This window comes from Thalassobaculum sp. (assembly GCF_040219615.1).
Classification (GTDB): Bacteria; Pseudomonadota; Alphaproteobacteria; order Thalassobaculales; family Thalassobaculaceae; genus Thalassobaculum_A.
Map to the genome: position 1 here is coordinate 194,394 of NZ_JAVJSE010000038.1, position 22,063 is coordinate 216,456.

19 protein-coding genes are annotated in these 22,063 nt (G+C 69.3%); 2 read left to right on the forward strand and 17 right to left on the reverse strand.

Annotated elements, in window-relative coordinates; all coding sequences use genetic code 11:
• Positions 1-76: 76 nt before the first annotated feature.
• From rpsD to RIC31_RS19805, 13 genes are all read right to left on the reverse strand, one after another.
• Positions 77-691: a 30S ribosomal protein S4 gene (gene rpsD / locus RIC31_RS19745; RefSeq protein ID WP_350111758.1), complete on the reverse strand. Its 615-nt coding sequence runs from the start codon at positions 689-691 to the stop codon at positions 77-79.
• Between the two features lie 194 nt (positions 692-885).
• Entirely contained in the window at positions 886-1,863 is a 978-nt protein-coding gene (locus tag RIC31_RS19750) for an ABC transporter ATP-binding protein (RefSeq protein ID WP_350111761.1), read from the reverse strand.
• Between the two features lie 13 nt (positions 1,864-1,876).
• Positions 1,877-2,797 (reverse strand): ABC transporter ATP-binding protein, encoded by a 921-nt coding sequence (locus RIC31_RS19755; protein WP_350112589.1) that lies wholly within the window; start codon positions 2,795-2,797, stop codon positions 1,877-1,879.
• Between the two features lie 206 nt (positions 2,798-3,003).
• Positions 3,004-3,945, reverse strand: coding sequence for an ABC transporter permease (locus RIC31_RS19760; RefSeq protein ID WP_350111763.1), 942 nt, complete (start codon positions 3,943-3,945; stop codon positions 3,004-3,006).
• Positions 3,911-4,870 carry an ABC transporter permease gene (locus tag RIC31_RS19765; RefSeq protein ID WP_350111765.1) on the reverse strand — a complete coding sequence of 320 codons (960 nt, stop codon included), beginning with the start codon at positions 4,868-4,870 and terminating at the stop codon, positions 3,911-3,913. Before RIC31_RS19765 ends, RIC31_RS19760 begins: the two co-directional genes overlap by 35 nt.
• A gap of 71 nt (positions 4,871-4,941) precedes the next feature.
• Complete coding sequence (locus tag RIC31_RS19770) at positions 4,942-6,690, reverse strand: peptide ABC transporter substrate-binding protein (RefSeq protein WP_350111767.1); 1,749 nt, start codon at positions 6,688-6,690, stop codon at positions 4,942-4,944.
• A gap of 161 nt (positions 6,691-6,851) precedes the next feature.
• Entirely contained in the window at positions 6,852-7,244 is a 393-nt protein-coding gene (locus RIC31_RS19775; protein WP_350111769.1) for a VOC family protein, read from the reverse strand.
• A gap of 220 nt (positions 7,245-7,464) precedes the next feature.
• A complete protein-coding gene (locus RIC31_RS19780) occupies positions 7,465-8,247 on the reverse strand; it encodes an RNA methyltransferase (protein WP_350111771.1) in 783 nt (260 codons plus the stop codon).
• A 4-nt stretch (positions 8,248-8,251) separates the two neighbouring features.
• A complete protein-coding gene (gene cimA / locus RIC31_RS19785) occupies positions 8,252-9,880 on the reverse strand; it encodes a citramalate synthase (RefSeq protein ID WP_350111773.1) in 1,629 nt (542 codons plus the stop codon).
• A 187-nt stretch (positions 9,881-10,067) separates the two neighbouring features.
• The gene (gene cysS / locus RIC31_RS19790) at positions 10,068-11,447 is read right to left on the reverse strand and encodes a cysteine--tRNA ligase (RefSeq protein ID WP_350111775.1); all 1,380 of its coding nucleotides are present in this window, start codon (positions 11,445-11,447) and stop codon (positions 10,068-10,070) included.
• 378 nt (positions 11,448-11,825) lie between these two features.
• Positions 11,826-13,514, reverse strand: a complete 1,689-nt coding sequence (locus RIC31_RS19795) for an NAD+ synthase (RefSeq protein ID WP_350111777.1) — start codon at positions 13,512-13,514, stop codon at positions 11,826-11,828.
• 53 nt (positions 13,515-13,567) lie between these two features.
• On the reverse strand, positions 13,568-13,882 hold the full coding sequence (locus tag RIC31_RS19800) for a hypothetical protein (protein ID WP_350111779.1): 315 nt from the start codon (positions 13,880-13,882) through the stop codon (positions 13,568-13,570).
• 61 nt (positions 13,883-13,943) lie between these two features.
• A complete protein-coding gene (locus tag RIC31_RS19805; protein WP_350111781.1) occupies positions 13,944-15,329 on the reverse strand; it encodes a tetratricopeptide repeat protein in 1,386 nt (461 codons plus the stop codon).
• 211 nt (positions 15,330-15,540) lie between these two features.
• Here RIC31_RS19805 and bcp point away from each other — a divergent pair, with 211 nt between their 5' ends.
• The gene (gene bcp / locus RIC31_RS19810) at positions 15,541-16,005 is read left to right on the forward strand and encodes a thioredoxin-dependent thiol peroxidase (RefSeq protein ID WP_350111783.1); all 465 of its coding nucleotides are present in this window, start codon (positions 15,541-15,543) and stop codon (positions 16,003-16,005) included.
• On the opposite strand, the gene RIC31_RS19815 is transcribed toward bcp, so the two are convergent.
• The 4 genes from RIC31_RS19815 to RIC31_RS19830 all read right to left on the reverse strand — a co-directional run bounded on the left by RIC31_RS19815 (position 15,953) and on the right by RIC31_RS19830 (position 20,578).
• Positions 15,953-16,690 (reverse strand): endonuclease/exonuclease/phosphatase family protein, encoded by a 738-nt coding sequence (locus tag RIC31_RS19815; protein ID WP_350111785.1) that lies wholly within the window; start codon positions 16,688-16,690, stop codon positions 15,953-15,955. The genes bcp and RIC31_RS19815 overlap by 53 nt on opposite strands.
• Entirely contained in the window at positions 16,690-18,849 is a 2,160-nt protein-coding gene (locus RIC31_RS19820) for a VTT domain-containing protein (RefSeq protein WP_350111788.1), read from the reverse strand. Before RIC31_RS19820 ends, RIC31_RS19815 begins: the two co-directional genes overlap by 1 nt.
• 128 nt (positions 18,850-18,977) lie before the next feature.
• Positions 18,978-19,682 (reverse strand): alpha/beta fold hydrolase, encoded by a 705-nt coding sequence (locus tag RIC31_RS19825; RefSeq protein WP_350111790.1) that lies wholly within the window; start codon positions 19,680-19,682, stop codon positions 18,978-18,980.
• Complete coding sequence (locus RIC31_RS19830; protein ID WP_350111792.1) at positions 19,679-20,578, reverse strand: dihydrodipicolinate synthase family protein; 900 nt, start codon at positions 20,576-20,578, stop codon at positions 19,679-19,681. Before RIC31_RS19830 ends, RIC31_RS19825 begins: the two co-directional genes overlap by 4 nt.
• A gap of 216 nt (positions 20,579-20,794) precedes the next feature.
• On the opposite strand from RIC31_RS19830, the gene RIC31_RS19835 reads away from it, so the two are divergent.
• Positions 20,795-22,060, forward strand: coding sequence for an MFS transporter (locus RIC31_RS19835; protein WP_350111794.1), 1,266 nt, complete (start codon positions 20,795-20,797; stop codon positions 22,058-22,060).
• Positions 22,061-22,063: the final 3 nt, after the last annotated feature.

Below are 22,063 nucleotides of genomic sequence, written 5' to 3' on the forward strand. Positions count from 1 at the left end.
ACCGAACGCAGAACGGCCGGCACAAGGCCGGCCGTCCAGTCGGCGCCGGTCGATGCCGGCGCCGGTATCCCCTCGATCAGCGCGAGTAGTACTCGATGACCAGGTTCGGTTCCATCTGCACCGGGTACGGCACATCCTCGAACTTCGGCAGCCGGATGAAGGTTCCCTTCATCGCGCCGTGGTCGACTTCCATGTAGTCGGGCAGGTCGCGCTCGGCGGACTGCACGGCCTCGAGGACCATCGGCAGTTCGCGGCTCTTCTCCTTGACCTCGACCACGTCGCCCTCACGGACCAGGAACGACGGCACGTTGACGCGCTTGCCGTTGACCTTCACATGGCCGTGGCTGACGAACTGGCGCGCGGCGAACACGGTCGGCACGAACTTCATCCGGTAGATCACCGCGTCGAGGCGGGACTCCAGGATGGCGACCAGGTTCTCGCCGGTGTCGCCGCGGCGGCGGACGGCCTCGGCGTAGTACTTGCGGAACTGCTTCTCGCCGATGTTGCCGTAGTAGCCCTTGAGCTTCTGCTTGGCCATCAGCTGGATGCCGTAGTCGGACGGCTTGCGGCGGCGCTGGCCGTGCTGGCCCGGGCCGTACTCGCGGTTGTTCAGCGGCGACTTCGGCCGGCCCCAGAGGTTGACGCCGAGACGCCGGTCGATCTTGTGCTTGGCCTGTTCACGCTTCGCCATGAAGCGGTCTCCTCTTCTTGCGTCGTCCCGTTCACGGGATCGACCGGTTGTCCCGATAGGGCGTCCGGAACCGGGTCCGGGCCGGGGATGCGCGGCGAAAGCCGGGCACCCCGCATTCTCGGGAATGCAGCGGGCGTTATACGGATCGCCCGCCGAATGTCAAACGCCGTCGACCTGTCGGCGGGGTATCGCGCTCAACCGCCGCGCAGGTGGCACGAGACCCAGTGGCCCTCCGGTCCCTGCTTGAGGGTCGGCGTCTCGGTGCTGCACAGCGGCAGCTGCCGGATCGGGCATCGGGTGTGGAAGTGGCAGCCGGACGGCGGATTGATCGGGCTCGGCACGTCGCCCTGCAGGCGGATGCGCTCGCGCTTGAGGGTCGGATCCGGGATCGGTACCGCCGACAGCAGCGCCTCGGTATAAGGATGCAGCGGGTTTGTATAGAGGTCGCGGGCCGACGCGATCTCCACGATCCGCCCGAGATACATGACCGCGACCCGGTCGCTGATGTGCTCCACCACCGACAGGTCGTGGGCGATGAACATGTAGGTCAGGCTGAACTTTTCCTGCAGGTCCTCGAGCAGGTTGATCACCTGGGCCTGGATCGACACGTCGAGCGCCGACACCGGCTCGTCGCACACGATCAGCTTCGGCGACACGGCGAGCGCGCGGGCGATGCCGATGCGCTGGCGCTGGCCGCCGGAGAACTCGTGCGGATAGCGCCGCGCATGATCGGCGTTCAGCCCGACCGTCTCCAGCAGCTCGACGATGCGGTCCTGGTACTCCCGCTGGTTCTTGGCCAGCTTGTGGATGATCAGGGCCTCGCCGATGATCGCCCCGACCGTCATCCGCGGGTTCAGGGACGCGAACGGATCCTGGAAGATGATCTGCATGTCGCGGCGCAGCGCGGTCAGCTCGCGGGTGTCGAGCGACGTGACGTCCTTACCCTCGAACCAGACCTCGCCGCCGGTCGGCTCGATCAGCCGCAGGATGCAACGGCCGGTGGTCGACTTTCCGCAGCCCGATTCGCCCACCACGCCGAGGGTTTCGCCGGCCTTGAGCTCGAAACTGACGCCGTCGACGGCGTAGACCTTGTCGACCTCCCGCCGGAACACCCCGCCCTTGATCGAGAAGTGCTTCTGCAGGTCTTTGACGCGGAGTAGTGGTTCGGTCATCGCGCGACTGTCCTCAGGCATCGTAAAGCACGCAGGCGACCTTGTGGCCGGGAGACACCTCCTGCAGCAGCGGCATCGCCTCGGTGCATTTGGGCGTCGCGAACCTGCAGCGCGGCGCGAACCGGCAACCGGGCGGCGGGGTCAGCAGGCTCGGAACCACGCCGGCGATCGCCTCCAGCCGCTCCTTGTGCTCGGCAGCGGTGTCGATCCGCGGGATCGAGCGGATCAGCCCCTGGGTATAGGGATGCTTGGGATCGCCGAACAGCTGCTCGGCGGTCGCCTCCTCGACGACCCGGCCGGCATACATCACCACCACCCGGTGGGTGGTCTCGGCGACCACCCCCATGTCGTGGGTGATCATCATGATCGCCATCCCGAGGCGCTCGCGCATCTCCGACAGCAGATCCAGGATCTGCGCCTGGATGGTGACGTCGAGCGCGGTGGTCGGCTCGTCGGCGATCAGCAGCTTCGGGTTGCAGGACAGCGCCATCGCGATCATCACGCGCTGGCGCATGCCGCCCGAGAACTGGTGCGGGTAGTCGTCCACCCGCCGCTCCGGCGTCGGGATATTCACCAGCCGCAGCATCTCGATGGCGCGGTCCTTGGCGTCCCTGCGGTTCAGGCCTTCGTGCAGCCGCACGGTCTCGGCGATCTGGTCGCCGACCGTGTAGACCGGATTCAGCGAGGTCATCGGCTCCTGGAAGATGATGCCGATTTCCTTGCTGCGAATCTTGCGCATCTCCTCGGCGCCGAGCGGCACCAGGTCGCGGCCCTGCCAGAGGATCTGGCCCTCGACGATCCGGCCCGGCGGCATGGCGATCAGCTTCATCACCGTCATCGCGGTGACCGTCTTGCCGCAGCCGGACTCGCCGACGATCCCGACGGTCTCGCCACGGTTCACGGTCACGTCGACACCGTCGACCGCCCGCACCATTCCGTCGTCGGTGCTGAAATGCGTCTTGAGGCCGCGGATATCGAGCAGCGCCTCCGTCACTTCACGCCTCCGACGGGACGGCCGGCCCGACCGGGCACATCCTGTCTTCCCCCACCCGTACGGTATGCAGTCATCACGTACCCCATTGCCTGAAGAACCTGCCGGGCGACCGGCGGTCGATCGTGTCGCGTCTCGGCATCCACCGCCTACATCACCCGGCGCGGATCGAGCGCGTCACGCAACCCGTCGCCAATGAAGTTGATGCTGAGCACCGTGAGGAAGATCGCGGCTCCCGGCAGCAATGCCCAGTGCGGCGCGAAGTCGAGGTAGTCCTTGGCGTCGAACAGCAGCCGCCCCCAGGTCGGCGTGTCCGGCGGAAAGCCGAGGCCCAGGAACGACAGGGTCGACTCCAGGATGATCGCGGCCGCAACGTCGATGGTGCCGGCCACGATCACCGGGCCGAGCGCGTTCGGCAGGATGTGGCGGACCACCTGGCGCTGGGTCGAGGCGCCGAGCGCCCGCGCCGCCTCGACGAACTCCTTTTCCCGCAGAGAGAAGAACTGCGCGCGCACCAGCCGCGCCACCGGCATCCAGCGCAGGATGCCGATCACCCCGACCACGATGATGAAGACGCCGACCTCCGGGCCGACCGTCTCCTTCAGGGAGTCGCGGAACAGGTAGATCACGACCAGCAGCAGCGGCAGCTGCGGCAGCGACAGGAACAGGTCGGTGACCCACATCAGCGCGGCGTCGACGCTGCCGCGCGAGATGCCGGCGATCGCCCCGACCAGCACGCCGACGAAGACCGCCACGAACATCGCCGTGAGGCCGACCGCCAGCGAGATCCGGCCGCCGTAGATCATGCGGGCCAGCAGGTCCTGGCCGAGGTCGTCGGTGCCGAGCGGATGGTTCGCCGACGGCCCCTCCAGCATGGCGCTGAAATCGATGTCGTTGATCGCGACCGGCCAGAACAGCGGCCCGCAGACCACGCCGAACACCAGCAGGCCGAGCACGATGGCGCCGACGACGGCCATGCGGTGGCGCCGGAACCGCCGCCACGCCTCCGCGGTCGGCGAAACGTACTTCCGCTTCGCGACCCCCGCGCCCGGGGCGTCAACGGTAGGAGATGCGAGGGTCGAGCCAGCCATAGAGCAGGTCCGCGATCAGGTTGAAAAGGATCACCAGGCACGCAATGACGAAGGTGACCGCCATGATCACCGGGGTGTCGTTGGCCAGGATCGCGTCGATCAGCAGCGATCCGATACCCGGCACCCGGAAGATCTGCTCGGTGACCACCGCGCCGCCGAACACGATCGGCATCTGCAGCGCGATGAGCGTCACGACGGGGATCAGGGCGTTCCGCACGATGTGCTTCACGATCACCACCCGCTCCCGCAGCCCCTTGGCGCGGGCGGTCGTCACATAGTCGAGCCGAACCACGTCGAGCACCGCCGAGCGCACGAAGCGCGTCAGCACCCCACCCTGGAACAGCCCGAGCACGGTAACCGGCATGATCGACTGCTTCACATGCTCCCAGTAGAACGCCAGGCCCGTCTCGTTGACGTTCGACTGGTACACGAAGGGCAGCCAGTCCAGCGAGATGCTGAACACCAGGATCAGCATCAGGCCGGTGAAGAAGGTCGGCAGCGAGAAGCCGATGAAGGCCATGGTCGTGGCGAGCTGGTCGAACAGCGAATACGGCTTCATGGCCGCGTAGACCCCGACCGGAAGCGCCACGACCAGGGCCAGGATCTGCGACGAGCCGATCACGATCAGCGTGGTGGGCAGGCGTTGCAGGATCAGGACGTCGACATCGACCCGGCTGACAAAGGAAAAGCCCCAGTTGCCCTGCAGCATCTGGCCCAGCCACTTCACGTAGCGCTCCCAGATCGGGTCGTCCATCCCGAACTTCTCGCGCAGCGAGGCCGCCACCTCCGGCGGTACCGCGGGGTTCTGGGCCAACTCGCCGAACGGGTCGCCCGGCGCGAGCGCCAGGACGGTGAACAGAATGACGCTGATCCCGAGCAGGCTCGGAATCGCGAGAAGAATTCGCCTAAGGAGATACTGGCTCACGTTATCGCAACCCCGGAAAAGAAATGACGGGAGCCGGCCGCAGGGCGGCCGGCTCCCGCTTCAACTCAGTCTCAGGCGTCGCGGTACCAGTCCTTGATGTTGAACGTGTTGTTGTCCCAGCCGCTGAGCGGGGCATGCAGCTTGTTGGAAACCGCTGCGACGCCGCCGCGCCAGACCACCGGGATGACCACCACGTTCTCGATCACGAGCTCGTTCATCTTGATGAACATCTCGGCCCGCTTGACCGGATCCAGCTCGCCGCCGGCTGCCAGGAACAGCTTGTCGTACTCGGCGTTCTGCCAGCGCGTGATGTTACGACCCTGCCACTTGTTGGCCTTGGTCGCGACCTGATCCGAGGTGAACTGGTTCATGAACACGCCCGGATCGGGCTGCGGCTGGGTGGTCGTGTACATCTGGATGTCGGTGTAGAACTTCGTGTAGGTGTCGGGGTTGCCGACGTCCGACGAGAAGTACACAGACGCGGTGACCGCCTTGACCTCGATGTCGATGCCGGCCTTCTGGCAGGCCTGCTTGATGATCGCCTGGGTCTTCTGGCGCGGCTGGTTGATCGAGGTCTGGTAGACGAACTTCAGCTTGACGCCGTTCTTCTCGCGGATGCCGTCGGAGCCCGGCTTCCAGCCGCCCTCGTCGAGCAGCTTGATCGCCTTCTCGACGTTCAGCTCAAACGAGGTCTTCTTGGAGGCGAAGCGCTCCGGGTTGTTCAGGAAGTTCGCCGTCGCCTTGCCGGTCCGGCCGTAGATGTGATCCTCGACCGCCTGCCGGTCGACAAGCACGTTGAGCGCCTTGCGGACCGCCATGTCGGTGAGCGACGGGTGCTTGGTCGAGATGTCGGACCGCGCGCCGTCGACCTCGGTCCACGGATCGGTGTTGTTGAGCTGGATGTGCTCGATGCTGCCGCCCAGGGTGATGTGGACCTTACCCTTGCCGCCTTCCTCGAGCCGCTTGAGGATCGCGTCCTCGACCTGCATGTTCCAGGCGAAATCGTACTCGCCGGTCTGCAGGACCGCACGGGCCGCCGACACCGCGTCGCCGCCGCCCTTCATCTCGATCGCATCGAAATGCGGCTTGTTGGCCTCGTGGTAGTTCGGATTGATCTTGCCGCGCACCAGGTCGCCCGGCTTGAACTCCTCGAACAGATACGGGCCGGTGCCGACCGGCGACAGGTTGGTCGGCGCGTCGCGCGACTTCTCGCCCGAATAGGCCTCGAACAGGTGCTTGGGAATCATGCAGCCACGGGCGCCCACGAAGGCGTCGGCCCAGAACGGGGTCGGGCTCGGGAACAGCACCTTGATGGTGTGGTCGTCGACCTTCTCGACTTCGACGTCCTTGTAGCTGGCGATCGTGTAAGCCGCCGACGCCGGGTCCGAAGCGTATTTCCAGTTGAAGATGCAGTCGTCGGCGGTGAACGGCTTGCCGTCGTGCCACTTGACGCCCTTCTTGAGCTTCCAGGTGACCGAGAGGCCATCCTTCGAGACGCCGCCATTCTCCAGGGACGGGATCTCCGCCGCCAGGACCGGCATCAGGAAGCCGTCGTCATCCCAGGCCGCGAGCGGCTCGTAGAAGATGCGCGAACCGTCCTGGTCCTTGGTGCCGACCGCGAAGTGCGGGTTCAGCAGGGTCGGGCCCTGCCACCACAGAACCTTCAGCACACCGCCGCCGCCGGCCTTGGTGGGCTTGTACATCGACTTGCTCTGCGCCAACGCCACGCCATTGTAGGCGAGCATCTGGGCCGCGAGCGGTGCGGTGAGGCCGAGCGCGACCATCCGGCGCACGAACGCACGACGCGAAAGGCTTCCCACCTTCACGTCCGCGATCAGACCTCGCAATTCTCGTTCGTTCATCGGAATCCCTCCTGCCCTGAACCGCTGATCATTTCGGGTTCTATGGCGATTGCGTAACACCTCAGCCATTCCCGAACGGGGCGAATGGTACGGCTATATCGCAGGGGGAAACAACACCATCATTCTGAATTCAATAGCGGCTGCTGGTTCACAGCCTCCAGTTTATATCCGTCGATGTCGCGCACGAATGCCGCGTAGTAAGTCGAACTATAGTGCAATCGCACACCGGGTTTGCCTTCGTCTGTGGCACCTTCGGCCAGGGCTGCTGCGTGGAAGCGGTCGACGGCCTCCCGGCTCGGCGCGTCGAAGGCCAGATGAAATCCAGGTCCCGGCGCGATCACCTCGCCCGGTCGCGAGAACAGTGCCAGCTTGTCGCCCCCGCCGGGCGGGCCGAAGCCGACCGCATGCGGCGACGTCCAGACCCGGACGAAGCCGAGGGGAGCCAGGATCGCGTCGTAGAACGCGGCGGCGCGCACGAGATCGTGAACCCCGAATGACAGGTGCCCCAACATCGAGATGCCCTCCGCTGCGGGATCGCTCCCCGACAGTACACGCGGATACGGTCGAGCGTCCCAGGCGTTTCGGCGGTCCGGAGCAGCCGGAATGACGTCAAGAGGGGAACGTCGTCCGCTGGCTTCGACCCTACGCCTTGACGGTACCCTCGATTCGACGTGAGCCCGGAGTGCAACGCCATAGGCGGCGCTCATCCGGGACCCACGACGCGACGGGCGGTCAGTTCCCCCGCGAGCGCCGGCGCGGCCCCTCGGACAGCGACCGCAGCGCGCCGTGCAGGGTCTGCACCTCCTGGTCGGACATGCCGGCCCGGGTGAACAGCGTGCGCAGGTTGCGCTTCATGCTCGGTCCGAGATGCTCGGGGAAGAAGAACCCGGCCTCCTCCAGCAGGGTCTCGAGGCGGCCGAGGAAATACTCGCGGGTCGCCACGGTGGCCGGCGGCGCGTCGTCGTCCATCAGGACGGAGGCCGGGGTGTCGTCGCCCGCCTGGTACCACTCGTAGCCGACCAGCAGCACCGCCTGGGCGAGGTTGAGCGACGAGAACGCCGGATTGAGCGGGACCGACAGCACGGCGTCGGCCAGCGTCACGTCCTCGTTGACCAGGCCGGCGCGCTCCGGCCCGAACAGCACCCCGGCGCCCTGCCCGGCAGCAAGCCGTGCGCGCAGCTCTCCGGCGGCGGCCCGCGGGGTCAGCGCCGGCTTCAGCATGTCGCGGGTCCGGGCCGTGGTGGCCAGGACATAGGACAGGTCGGCGCAGGCATCGGCGGTGGTCTCGAACACCCGTGCGCGTTCCAGCACCACGGTCGCTCCGGAGGCCATGGCCTCGGCCTTCGGGTTCGGCCAGCCGTCGCGCGGCCGCACCAGGCGCAGGTCGGTCAGGCCGCAGTTCAGCATGGCGCGGGCGCAGGAACCGATGTTCTCGCCGAGCTGCGGCTCGACCAGCACGATCGCCGGGACCGCATCGGCCAAGGCGCCGGCGCGCGAGCTGTCGGTCCCGGCCACCGGGTCAGGCTCCCGACGTCCCGGATCCCGGGCCGGCGACGCCGTCCTTGATCAGCTTCCAGATCAGCGCGTCGGCCAGGGCCTCGATCGAGGCGTCGATGATGTTCGGGCTGATGCCGACGGTCCGCCAGGTCAGGCCGGCGGCGTCGGCGCTCTCGATCATCACCCGGGTCACCGCGTCGGTGCCGTCGCCGTCGCGCGACGGCGGCAGGATTCGGACCTTGTAGTCGATCAGCCGCATGCCCTCGATCGCCGGATAGTACGGGACCAGGGCCTTGCGGATCGCGGTGTCGAGGGCGTTGACCGGCCCGTTGCCGACCGCCACCTCGTGGCAGGGATGGCCGTCGACCCTCAGGGTCGCGGTCGCCTCGGACTCCACCACCAGGGTGCCGCGGGCGTTGAACCGCCGCTCGTCCATGACCCGCCAGCGCTCGATGCTGAAGAACTCCGGCACGCCATGGATCAGCCGCCGCGCCAGCAGCTCGAAGCTGGCCTCGGCGCTATCGAAGGCATAGCCCTGGTACTCCCGGTCCTTCACCTCCTCGACCAGGCGCTGCACCTTCGGGTGCTTCGGGTCGATCTCGACGCCGATCTCGGCGAACCGGGCCAGGATGTTGGAGCGGCCGGCCTGGTCGGACACCAGGATGTGGCGCTGGTTGCCGACCGCCGCCGGGTCGATGTGCTCGTAGGTCGCCGGGTCCTTCTGCACCGCCGAGACGTGCAGCCCGCCCTTGTGCGCGAAGGCGGCGGCGCCGACATAGGCGCGGTGCGGGTCGGCGGCCCGGTTCAGGCGCTCGTCGAGCATCCGCGACACCGCCGTCAGGTGGCCCAGCTTGGCGCGCGTGACGCCGCAGTCGATGCCCATCTTCAGCACCAGGCTCGGGATGATCGCCATCAGGTCGGCGTTGCCGCAGCGCTCGCCCAGGCCGTTGATCGTGCCCTGCACCTGCCGGGCGCCGGCGCGGATCGCCGCCAGCGAGTTGGCGATCGCGTTGCCGGTGTCGTTGTGGCAGTGGATGCCGAGATGGCTGCCCGGCACGGCCTTCGCGACCTCGGCGACGATCGCCTCGATCTCGTGCGGCAGGGTGCCGCCGTTGGTGTCGCACAGCACCACCCAGCGCGCTCCGTTCTCATGGGCCGCGGCGGCGCAGGACAGGGCGTATTCGGGGTTGGCCTTGTAGCCGTCGAAGAAGTGCTCGCAGTCGAACATCGCCTCGCGGCCGACGGCGATCGCCCGCTTCATGGAGTCCCGGATCATCGCCACGTTCTCGTCGCGCTCGATCTCCAGGGCCACGTCGACGTGGAAGTCCCAGGTCTTGCCGACCAGGCAGACCGCCGGCACCCGGGCATCGAGGATGGCGGCCAGGCCGGGGTCGTTCTCGGCGCTGCGGCCGGGCCGCCGGGTCATGCCGAACGCCACCAGCCTCGCCTGCTCCAGCTTCGGCGGCTCGGCGAAGAACCGGTCGTCGGTCGGGTTGGCGCCCGGCCAGCCGCCCTCGACATAGTCGACCCCGAGGGCGTCGAGGGCCCGGGCGATCGCGATCTTGTCCGCCACCGTGAAGTCGACGCCGCGGGTCTGCTGCCCGTCGCGCAGGGTGGTGTCGAACAGATAGACGCGGTCGTCGCCGGCCATGGCGTGCCTCCGGGATCGGTAAGCGGCGGTGCCGGTCTCTAGCAGCGGCGCAGCGGGGCGGCAAGGAATCAGCGGCGCAAGGCGGGTTTGCGCGGCCATGGCGCGCCTACTCTCCCCTCCCCCTATCGCCCTTCGTGGCTCCCCCGGCTTGGCGCCGGGGTCGCTCCTCAAGGCGACAGGGTAATGGCTACCCCGCCCGCTTCCAGGTCGTGCCGCCGGCCCCGTCCTCGAGCTCGATGCCTTGCGCCTTGAGGTCGTCGCGGATGCGGTCGGCCTCGGCGAAGTCGCGGGCCTTGCGGGCATCGGCCCGGGCCTGGATCAGCCGCTCGATCTCGGCCGGGTCGGGGCCGTCGCCGGCATCGCCCTGGAACCACGCCTCCGGGTCGGCCTGCAGCAGGCCCAGCATCGCGCCGCCGGCCAGCAGCGCGGTCTTGGCGGCCGCCCGTTCGGCCGGGTCGGTCGCCTTGTTCAGCCGGCCCGCCGCCTCGTGCAGCCGGGCGATCGCCAGCGGCACGTTCAGATCGTCCAGCAGCGCCGCCATGACGTCGTCCGGCACCCCGGCCTCCGGCTCCGCAGTCACGTCGGCGGCGTTGCGCAGCGCCTGGTACAGCCGGTCGAGCTGGGCCCTGGCCTCCTTCAGCCCGGCCGCCGAGAAGTCCAGCGGCGCCCGGTAGTGGGCCGACAGCAGCAGCAGGCGGATGACCTCCCCCGGCCAGTCCTTCAGCACGTCGCGCACCGTGAAGAAGTTCCCGAGCGACTTCGACATCTTGTCGCTCTCGATCGTCACGAAGCCGTTGTGCATCCAGTAGTTGGCCATGGTGTGGGTACCGAAGGCGCAGCGGCTCTGGGCGATCTCGTTCTCGTGGTGCGGGAAGATCAGGTCGAGGCCGCCGCCGTGGATGTCAAAGGTCTCGCCGAGATGCTCCCACGACATCGCCGAGCACTCGATGTGCCAGCCCGGCCGGCCGCGACCCCAGGGGCTGTCCCATCCGGGAATGTCGTCGGGCGACGGCTTCCACAGCACGAAGTCGGCCGGGTCCTTCTTGTAGGGCGCCACGTCGACCCGGGCGCCGGCGATCAGCTCGTCGCGGTCGCGCCGCGACAGCCCGCCGTAGTCCGGCATCGACGGCACGCTGAACAGCACATGGCCGTCGGCGGCATAGGCGTGGCCCTTGGCGATCAGCCGCTCGATCAGCGTGATCATCTGGGCGATGTGGTGGGTCGCCCGCGGCTCGACGTCCGGCGGCAGCGCGCCCAGTGCCGCCATGTCCTGGTGGTACTGCTCGGCCGTGCGGGCGGTCAGCTGGGCGATGGTCTCACCGTTCTCGCGGGCCCGGGCGTTGATCTTGTCGTCCACGTCCGTGATGTTCCGGACGTAGGTGACCCGTGGGTAAAGCCGGCGCAGCAGCCGCGCCAGCACGTCGAAAATCACCACCGGCCGGGCGTTGCCGACATGGGCGAAGTCGTAGACCGTCGGGCCGCACACGTAGAGGCGGACGTGACTCGGGTCGATCGGGCGGAAGACTTCCTTCTCCCGCGTGAGCGTATTGGTGATCTTGAGATCCATGGTCCCGGCTCCGGGTATCGCTTCGCTGTATCGGATGGCTGCGCGCACGGGCGCGCGGTCCGTCAGCGACAGATGTCGGCCGTCGGGTACAGCGCGATGCCGAGCGAGGCGATCGGGCGGCGCGCGAACATGGATCCGATTCTCCCGTGGAGCGAAGAAAGCTCTGGTTAGCAGATCGGTCGGGGACGGTCCACTGCGATGCCCGTCGCTTCGGGGGTTCCGGCTCCGTCCCGCCTTCGGCGGTCCGGTCCGGAATGACGGACAAAAGGTGCGCCAACCGCTGAACGACACGCCCTTCTTTTCGTCATTCCGGGCAACCCTCGACCTGATCGAGGGGTGACCCGGAACCCACCCGCCGCCGAGGTGTCCGCCGCCCGCTTATTCCGCTGCGGTCTTCAGCGGCGGGCGGTACACCCCGACGAAGGCGTTGGTGATCGGGTAGCGGCGGTCCTTGCCGAACGACTTGCCGGTGACCTTGACCCCCGGCGGCGCCTGCCGGCGCTTGTACTCGGCGCGGTCGAGCAGCTTCCAGACCCGCAGCACGGTGTCGGGGTCGAAGCCCTTGTCGACGATGCCGGCGACCGGGGTCTCGTTCTCGATCAGCTCGGCCAGGATGGCGTCCAGCACCGGATAGGGCGGCAGGCTGTCCTCGTCCTTCTGGTCGGGGCGCAGCTCGGCCGAGGGCGGCTTGGTGATGATCCGCTCCGGCATCACCGGGCCGTCCGGGCCGAGGCCGCCGGCCGGCCGGTGCGTGTTGCGCCAGCGGCAGAGCTCGAAAACCGACATCTTGTAGACGTCCTTGAGCACCGAGTAGCCGCCGCACATGTCGCCGTACAGGGTGGCGTAGCCGACCGACATCTCCGACTTGTTGCCGGTCGACAGCACCATGTGGCCGAACTTGTTGGACAGCGCCATCAGCGTGATGCCGCGCGAGCGCGCCTGGATGTTCTCCTCGGTGATGTCCGGCGTCGTCCCCGCGAAAGCCTCCGCCAGCATGGTCTCGAACGCGCCCATCGCCGGGCCGATGTTGATGGTGCGGTAGTCGACCCCGAGCATCCTCGACGCCGCCGCCGCGTCCTCCAGGCTGTCCCCGGAGGTGTAGGGCGACGGCATCATCACGCAGCGCACCTTGTCGGGGCCGAGCGCGTCCACCGCGACCGCCGCGCTGAGCGCGGAGTCGATGCCGCCGGACATGCCCAGGATCACGCCGGGGAAGCCGTTCTTGCCGACATAGTCGCGCAGACCGGTGACCAGCGCGCAGTAGAGGGACTCGGCGCCTTCCGGCTGCTTGATCCGCTCGCCGACCGCGCAGGACCAGCCGTCCGGCCCGCGGGTCCAGCGGGTGGTGACCACCGCCTCGGTCCAGGCCGGCATCTGCAGCGCCAGTTCCCGGTCGGCATTCAGCACGAAGGAGGCGCCGTCGAACACCAGCTCGTCCTGGCCGCCGATCTGGTTGAGGTAGACCAGCGGCAGCCCGCTCTCCACCACCCGGGCGACGCCGAGCTGGGTGCGCATGTCCGACTTGCCGAGCTCGAAGGGCGAGCCGTTCGGCACCAGCAGGATCTCGCCGCCGGTCTCGGCCACGCACTCGACCACCTCGGGGGTCCAGATGTCCTCGCAGATCGGCACGCCGATGCGCACCCCGCGCACGTCGATCGGGCCGGGCGGCGGGCCGGCGGCGAACACCCGCTTCTCGTCGAACACGCCGTAGTTCGGCAGGTCGACCTTGTAGCGCGCCGTCACGATCCGGCCGCCGTCCAGCAGCAACATGGCGTTGTACAGCTTGCCGCCGTCGACCCAGGGCGCGCCCAGCAGCACCGCCGGGCCGCCGTCGGCAGTGTCGCGCGCCAGTTCCTCGGCGGCCTCGCGCGCCTCGGCCTGGAACATGCGCTTGAGGACCAGGTCCTCGGGCGGGTAGCCGCACAGATAGAGTTCCGGGGTCAGGATCACGTCGGCGCCCTCGGCCGCCGCCTGGGCCCGGACCCGGCGCAGCTTCTCGAGGTTGCCGGCGATGTCCCCGACCCGCGGGTTCAGCTGCGCCAGGGTGATGGTGAGGGTGTCGGTCATCGTCGATCACTTAGCCCCGGAGACGGAAACGGGCAACGGCATTGGCGCGGCGGCTACCCCTGCCTGGCCCTGATTCCCTCCCAGACCGCACGGAAGTCGTAGGTCGGGTAGAACTCGGTGTCGAAGGCACCCCAGGCGGACTGCTCGATCGCCAGGTTCACCTCGCGCAGCCGGTGCCCCGGAACCTTCAGCGTCACCACCTGGCCGATCCCCATCATCACGTACCAGGACACCACCTCGATGCCGTCCGGCGGGAACTTCTTCCAGAACCCGGCGGCGTCCAGCTTGGCGTTGATCTCGCCGAGGTTCTTGTCCTTCTGATGCTTCAGCATCACGGTCAGCAGGATTTCCCCTTCGCCCGCGCTCATGGTCGCCCTCCGTCAAGTCCGACATTCGCCGCCGGAGCTTAGCGGGCACCGTCGCGCCGTGTCACGCCGCCAGCGGCGACTCCGCCCGGGCCCAGGCCCGGCGCGCGCGCTCCTGGTCGCCGCGCAGCACATGGGCGCGCGCGACCAGCCGCCAGTTCTGCGGGCTCGACGGCTTCAGCTGGCAGCGCTCGTTGGCGAGCGCTAGGGCGAGGTTGCCGTCGCCGGCCCGCAGCGCCGCTTCCAGCAGGGTCCAGGCGATGACGTCGCGCTGGGCGTGGCTGCCGCCCAGCCGGTGGGTCATGTAGCGCACCGGCAGCAGCCGGTCGACGCAGGCCCGGTAGTCGCCGGCGGCGAACGCCTGCAGGGCACGGCAGAACGGCAGGCCGATCTCCCGGCTCATGGCGGCGTTGGCGTCGCCGGCATGCTCCAGGTAGCGCTCGTTGGCGGTCAGCAGCCGCTCCTGCGCCTCGCCGCGCCGGTCGCCGACGAAGGCCATCATCGCGTGCACGTCGTTGAAGGCGTACAGCGTGTCCGCGGCGCTCGGCTCCCACTTGTCGGCGAGGTCGGCCCAGCGCCGCCCGACGTCCACGCCGACCAGGTTGAGCCGCCAGAGCAGTGCGGCGGAATCCAGTTCCTCGTATTTCTCGCCGGCACCGCCGCTGCCGCGCAGGCTGTGGTCGTAGATCGAGAGCACCTCGTCGACCCTGCCGAGGTCGAGCAGGAACAGCGACAGGTGCCACCACAGGTGATTTCGGAAGTTGCTCTCGGCCCAGACGTCGCGCCGCGAGGTCATGAAATGCACGCCGCCGAGCTGGCGGCCCTGCATCTCCATGACATGGGCGACGGCGTGGATGGCGTAGGGATGGTCCGGCCGCAACGCCAGCGCCCGACGCCCGGCCTCCTCGGCCCGGCTGAAGTCGTTGTTCTCCTCCAGCCCGAAGGAATAGAAGCCCAGCACGAACTCGTAGCCGGGGATCGACTCGTCCCACAGCGGGAACACCCGGGCCACGCAGTCGCGCTGGCCGGCGATGTCGCCCAGCAGCACGTCGGTCAGGTGCACCAGCGCCAGTGCCAGCAGGTCGTGCGGGTTCTGCACCAGCCCGGCCTCCCAGCGCTGCACCGCGCCGTGGAAGTCGCCCTCGGTCCACGCCCGCACCGCCCGGATATGGGCGCGCTCGCGGTCGTTGGCCCGGTCCCACAGGGCCTCGGCCTTCTCCAGGCTGTCGACCATGGCGCCGTAGATCCGGGTCTCCATCGCCTGGGTCAGCATACCGGCCCGGAACACGTGCCCCATCACGAAGTCGGGGTGCTCTGCCAGCGCCTCGTCGATCCGGGCGACCGGGTCGCCCCGGAAGGCGAGCGCATCGTCAAGCGCGGCGTCCAGGGCCTCGGCGCAGGCGGCGGTGGCATTCGACAGCGGGAGTCCGCGGCGGTCGGTGACGGTCATGACGTCCTCGTCGTGGCGATTGGCCGCGCGCTGGCACGGCACCGTTCGAAAGTAGGCGTGATCGCCGCCCGCTTCCAGTCACGCTGTCGCGTCCCCGCCGTGATTGCCCGGCCCTCCAGCGGGACCGGCCGGCGTGCCCGGTTGACATCGGCCAGGACAGATCGAAGTTAGTCGCGTTCGCGGCCACCCATCCCAACCGGAGATACCCGTCATGAGCCTGCAGATCGGCGACAAGGCCCCCGCCTTCACCATGCCCGCCGACGGCGGTGGCGAGGTATCTCTCGCCGGGCTGAAGGGACGGCCGGTGATCCTGTATTTCTATCCGCGCGACGACACCCCGGGCTGCACCACCGAGGCCTGCGGGTTCCGCGACGCCATGCCGGACTTCTCGAAGCTCGACGCCGCCATCGTCGGGGTCAGCCGCGACTCCGTCGCCAAGCACGACAAGTTCAAGGCCAAGTACGAGCTGCCCTTCACGCTCGGCGCCGACGACACCGGCGCGGTCACCGAGGCCTACGGGGTGTGGGTCGAGAAGTCGATGTACGGCCGCAAGTCCATGGGCATCGAGCGGGCCACCTTCCTGATCGACGGCGCCGGGGTGATCCGCGGGATCTGGCGCAAGGTCAAGGTGAAGGGCCATGTCGAGGAGGTGTTCGCCGCCCTGCGGGCGCTCTGACCGGCGCCGGCTCGATGTCCACGACCAGCGGCAGGTGATCCGAGGCGAGGCCGGCGGCCCGGACGACGCCGGCGGCGACTACCCGTCCGGCCGGCCGTACCCAGATGCGGTCCAGCGGGAACACCGGACAGGCTGCCGGGAACGTCCGGTATCGCGTCCCGCGGCCCAGCAGCGGGGCCAGTCGCCGCTCGGCCAGCCCGCCGCCGCGCCAGTCGTTGATGTCGCCGAGCAGCACGGTGTCACGATCCGGCCCGGCCTCGACGAGACCGCGCAGGATGCCGACCTGGTAGCGGCGCTCGGCCCCGGCCAGGCCGAGATGGGTGGCGATCACCCGGGTCGGCGCGCCCGGGGTCTCGAGCTCGGCGTCGATCGCGCGCCGCGGCTCCCGCCCGGCCACCGACAGGTCGACCTTGGTCCCGCTCCGCACCTGAAAGCGGCTGAGAAGAACCTGACCGTAGATCCCCTGGATCCGGCGGTTGACGTTGGCTTCGATGCTCTCCGCCCCCGGCATCGCCTCGCGTAGCAGGCCGAAGCCGTCGACGCCGGCATCCGGGCCGATCACCTCCTGGAATGCGGCGATGTCGGGCTGCAGGTCGGCGACGATGCGGAACACCCGCTGCGGATCGAAGCGCCCGTCCTGGCCGAGGAAGCCGTGGATGTTCCAGGTCAGAACGCGGAACGGCATCAGCCGGCCCGCTCCCGGATCGTTCCCAGCGTACGCTTGATCAGGCCCTGCAGCAGGTACGACAGCAGCAGCCAGCCGGCCAGCAGGCCGACCAGCACGCCGATATCCTCGGCCCTTCCGCGGGTTAGGACCTGCTCGAACTGGACGCCCATCAGGTTGAAGGCGACGATCCCCGGGGCCAGGCCGAGGGCCGAACCGACCGCGAAGTCCAGGAACGGCACCCGCGCCGCACCGGCCGCCAGGTTGATGAACATGAAGGGCGCCAGCGGCAGCATCCGCAGGCTGGCGATCCCAATGATCCCGTTGCCGGCGAACATGCGTGTCAGGCGACCGAGGCGGCCCTGCCGCACCTTCCAGACCGACGGCGCATGCCGTGCCACCAGCTTGCCGAACCCGTAGCCGACGAGGGCGCCGGCGACCGAACCGATCAGCGAGTACAGGACGCCCTCCCACGGTCCGAACACCATCGCGGTGACCGCGATCAGGACGGTGATCGGAAACAGCGTCAGCCCGCCCGCGAGAAACAGGCCGACCGTCGCCAGCGGCGCCCAGGGCGAGCTCGCGATCGCCTGCATCGGCGCCACCAGGTGGTCGAGCCGGGTCCATTCCTCCAGCGGCGAGTACCGCCACAGCAGAACCATGGCGGCGACCGCCAGGATCACCGCCGCGACCGGCCAGCGCCGGATCCAGCGCCGCACCCGCCTCCTTTCACGAAATCCCTCGAACGAGATGACCTCCGGCCACGGCCGGTCCGGATCGGCCAACGTCGCCACCGGTTCCGGCACCGCCTCGCCCAGCGCCGGATCGTCCTGCACGGCGACCAGCCGGCGCTCGCCGCCCGCGAACCGCTCGAGGGCTGCCAGGGCGGACCCCGGGCCGGCCAGCGCCTCGCCGATCGCCTCGACGGCGGCGCCGGCGTGCTCGGCGACCAGGGCGTCGCGCAGCCGACCGAGGATACGGCGGCGTTCGCCGTCGCGGGCCAGCAGTGTCAGGTCGCATTCGGTATCCAGTCCCATGGACCGGTTGTTCAGGTTCGAGGATCCGATCCGCAGGCAATGGTCGTCGACGACCAGCACCTTGGCGTGGACCTTGACCGGAACCGCCACGCCGTCCTGCTCGACAACCGGGGTGACGAGCCTGATGCGGCCGGCCAGCCCGGCCTCGCGCAGTCGACGGATCAGGCGTACCCGGCCGGCCTGCATGGCGTTCTTCTCGAGCCAGCCGTCGTGATTGCCGGGAACGACCGCCAGCACCTCCAGATCGGGACGCTCGTTCATCCGGGCGATCAGCGCCTCGCCGAGCGCGTCCGCGGTCAGGTACTGGTTCTCGATGTAGATGAAGCGCTCGGCCTCGGCGATCGCCGCCCGCAGGGTCGCCTCGCCTTCGCGGATCTCGGGGGTGCCGTTGTATCTCGGGCGCGTCCGGGCGATCGCCACGTCGACTTCGAGGAGGTCCGGCTCCAGGTCGCGCGGCCAGGGATCGTCGCCGGCGGGGATCGGCGCCAGCGCGACCTCGGCGGCGGCGGCCCAGCGCTCGCGAGCCAGTTCCGCGAGCGCCGCCGCGGCCTCGCCGTCGACCATCATCTGCAGGTCGTGAAACGGCGGGTATGGCTGGCCGGCCGGGTCGACCCGGCGGTGGTCTCCGGGAACGTGGTCGGGCGTGTCCCAGCGCCGGATCGTCAGGTCGAGTCCGCCGCAGAACGCCACCGCGTCGTCGACCACCACCAGCTTCTGGTGGTGCGACGCCCCGACCGGCAGGGTGCCGTCCATGCAGAGCGTGATCTGCGGCGGCGAGGTCCAGCCCAGGTTCAGCCGGGGCAGCGGCTCGCGCTCGAGCGCATACAGCATCGAGTAATCCCACAGCAGCAGGCGGATCTCGATGTCCGGCGTGCGCCGCGCCAGCTCCGCCAGGAACGGCCCGAGTTCGAGCGGCAGGCCGTCGTCCACCCGGCTCGGATCGGCGGCCAGCGGGGTGCGGCTGTCGATGTCCCAGCCGACGATGACGATGCGGCGGCGGGCGCGCTTCAGCACCTCGCGCAGCACGCCGAAATAGCCGGCGCCGTCGACCAGCAGCCGGGCGCGGCCGGCTCGGGCGACGCGCCATGCCGCCCGCTCCAGATTCAGAGCCGGAGCGGCGGCGGGATGTTCGGCATTCGGCATGTCTCGGATCGGTCTCGCGGATCGGTCAACGATACGGCCGGCCGGCCCGTTCCGGCCGGTCGGTCCTCGTATACCGAACGCGCGAACCCCTCCGGCGTTCCCCGTTCAGGGGCGCCGGGCCTCCCGCCTCAGGCGCTCTCGAGCAGGACCGCGGTCAGTTCTTCGGGCCTGTCGACCATGATGTCATGGCCGCAATCGATCACATGGGCGCGGAACCGGGCGTCGCCGCGGGCCGCCTCCAGGGCCTTGTCGAAGGTCGGGTTGGGGTAGGCTCCCGCCCGGACATAGACCCGGTCGGCGATCCGGTCGACCGCCCCCGAGAGGTGCAGCTTCTCGCTGAAGCAGCCGATCGGCAGGTCGGTGCACTTGGCGTCCACCCAGGCCCGGTCGGCCGGATTGACCATGAAGGATTCTGCCGACGTCGGCGGGATCCGCCAGCCGCCGTTGGCCTTGGCCCTCTGCAGGGTCAGGGCGTTGGCCTCGGGGGCGCGCAGGTCGAACGCCGCCTCGCCGTGCCTCGGGGTGAAGGCGTCGACGAACACCAGGGCCCTGACCCGGTCGGCGATCCGGTCGGCGGCGCCGGTGATCACCATGCCGCCGTAGGAATGGCCGACCAGCACGACGTCGGTCAGCTCCTCCCAGGCGATCAGGTTGGCGACGTCCTTGATATGGGTCTGCAGGCTGATCGTCGGGGCAAGCAGGTGGACCCGGTCGGACAGCCCGCTCAGGGTCGGGGTGAACACGTTGTGGCCGGCGGCCCGCAGCCGGTCGGCCACCCGGACCCAGCACCAGCCGCCGTGCCAGGCGCCGTGAACCAGAACGAAGGTCGTCATGTGCCGAGTCTCCCCAATCCGCTGGACCAGTGTTCGAGGGTGCGCAGGCCGGCCGGATGCGGTGCGGTGGCCGGGCCGCGGTCGTGCACGGCGCCGAGCCCGATGCGGCGGGCGGCCAGCCGCTTGCCGTAGCACAGCAGGTGGTCGACCGTGCTCATCAGGAAGTGCAGCAGCGGCAGGATCTCCCGGAACGCCGCGTCGGCGGCCGCATCGTCGCCGGCCCGGTGCAGGTCGTAGATCCGGCTCTGCACGTCGCAGGTCTCGACCCCCGGGATCATGCCGGCGCAGCCGTTGCGCAGGCTGTCGAGCAGCTCGATCCCGTTGCGGCCGTTGAACATCGCGAAGGCGCCGCCGGCGTCCTCGGCCAGCCGCGCGATCGTCATAACCGGCCCCTCGGCCTTCAGCACCGCGACGTTCGGGTGCCGGCGGTTCAGCTCGATCAGCCCGGCGTTCGACAGGCCGATGCCGATGTATTCCGGTGCGTTCTGGATGCCGATCGGGATCGGGGCGGCGTCGGCGACCGCGCCGAAGAACTCGATCAGCGCCGCCTCGGAGGCGGACTTCACCGGCGGCGGCTGCAGCACCGCCCAGGCGGCGCCGGCGTCGGCGGCGTGGCGGACCGCCTCGATCTGGCCGCCGATCGTGTTGTCCGACACCGTGACGCTGACCGGCACCCGGCCGGCCACGGCCTCCAGGGTCCAGGCCGCCAGGTCGCGGCGTTCCCCGACCGTCAGCTTGTTGCACTCGCTGGCCAGCCCGCCGACCGCCAGGCCGTGGACGCCGGCTGCGACGCAGGCCTCGACCTGGGCTTGGTGGGCGCCGCGATCGAGCCCGCCGTCGGCGCCGAACAGGGCGTAGAGCATCGGGTAGATGCCGTGGAATCGGGGCTGCGTCATGGTCCTCCCGGCGCCGGTTCTTCGAACTCCCGCCGGCGGCCGCCGCGATGGTGCACCGTCGCACGCCCGGCTGGCAACCGGCGCCGCCGGCCGGCGCCACTGGCGCTGCACCGGGCATGACAGCCATGACCGGCCGCGTCTTGCCGGTCGTAGCGCCGTTGTCATAATTCCGCATTCGCGGCCGATCGCCGGCCGCCCTTCCAGCGAGACGAGTCCGTGAGCGAAAACTCGGTTGCGGTCGGAAGCTATCCGGCCGGATCGGCCCCGGCAGCCGAGGTCGCGGACGCGACGCCGGGTGCCGAGACCGCCACCTTCGCCATCATCCTGTCGCTCAGCTTCTGCCACCTGCTGAACGACATGATGCAGTCGATGGTGCCGGCCATCTATCCGATCCTGAAGGACAGCCACCAGCTCGACTTCGCGCAGATCGGCATGATCACCCTGGCGTTCCAGGTGACGGCCTCGCTGCTGCAGCCGCTGGTCGGGCTGTACACCGACCGCCGGCCGATGCCCTACTCGCTGGCGGTCGGCATGGGCTTCACCCTGGTCGGCCTGGTGCTGATGTCGATGGCGTCGAGCTATCCGGCGATCCTGTCGGCGGCCGCCCTGATCGGCGTCGGGTCGTCGGTGTTCCACCCCGAGTCGTCGCGGGTTGCGCGCATGGCGTCCGGCGGCCGCCACGGCTTCGCCCAGTCGCTGTTCCAGGTCGGCGGCAACACCGGCTCGGCGATCGGGCCGCTGCTGGCGGCCTTCGTGGTGGTGCCGCACGGCCAGTCCAGCATCGTCTGGTTCTCGTTCGCCGCCCTGGTCGCGATGGTGGTGCTGACGGCGGTCGGCACCTGGTATCGCCGCAACCGCAACCTGGCGAAGCCGAAGCCGCGCCGGGCGGCCGGCGACGCCGTCGTGCTGACCCGCGGCCGGGTGCTGTTCGCGATCGCCATCCTGGTGGCGCTGCTGTTCTCCAAGAACGTCTACAGCGCCAGCCTGAGCTCCTACTACACCTTCTACCTGATCGGTAAGTTCGGCCTGTCGGTGCAGAGCGCGCAGGTCGCGCTGTTCGCCTTCCTGGGCGCCCTGGTGCTGGGCACCCTGGCCGGCGGCTGGGTCGGCGACCGCATCGGCCGCATCCCGGTCATGTGGTTCTCGATCCTGGGAGTGCTGCCGTTCACCCTGGCGCTGCCGCATGTCGGGCTGACCGCGACGCTGGCCCTGTCGATCATGATCGGCCTGATCATGGCGTCGGCGTTCTCGGCAATCCTGGTTTATGCCCAGGACCTGATGCCGGGGAAGGTCGGCATGGTCGCCGGCCTGTTCTTCGGGTTCTCGTTCGGGCTCGGCGGCCTCGGGGCGGCCGCCCTCGGCGAGATCGCCGACATGACGAGCATCGAGACGGTCTACCGGATCGTCGCCTTCCTGCCGCTGATGGGGCTGCTGACGGCGTTCCTGCCGAAGATCGAGCAGCCCCGCCGCAAGGCCACCTAGCGC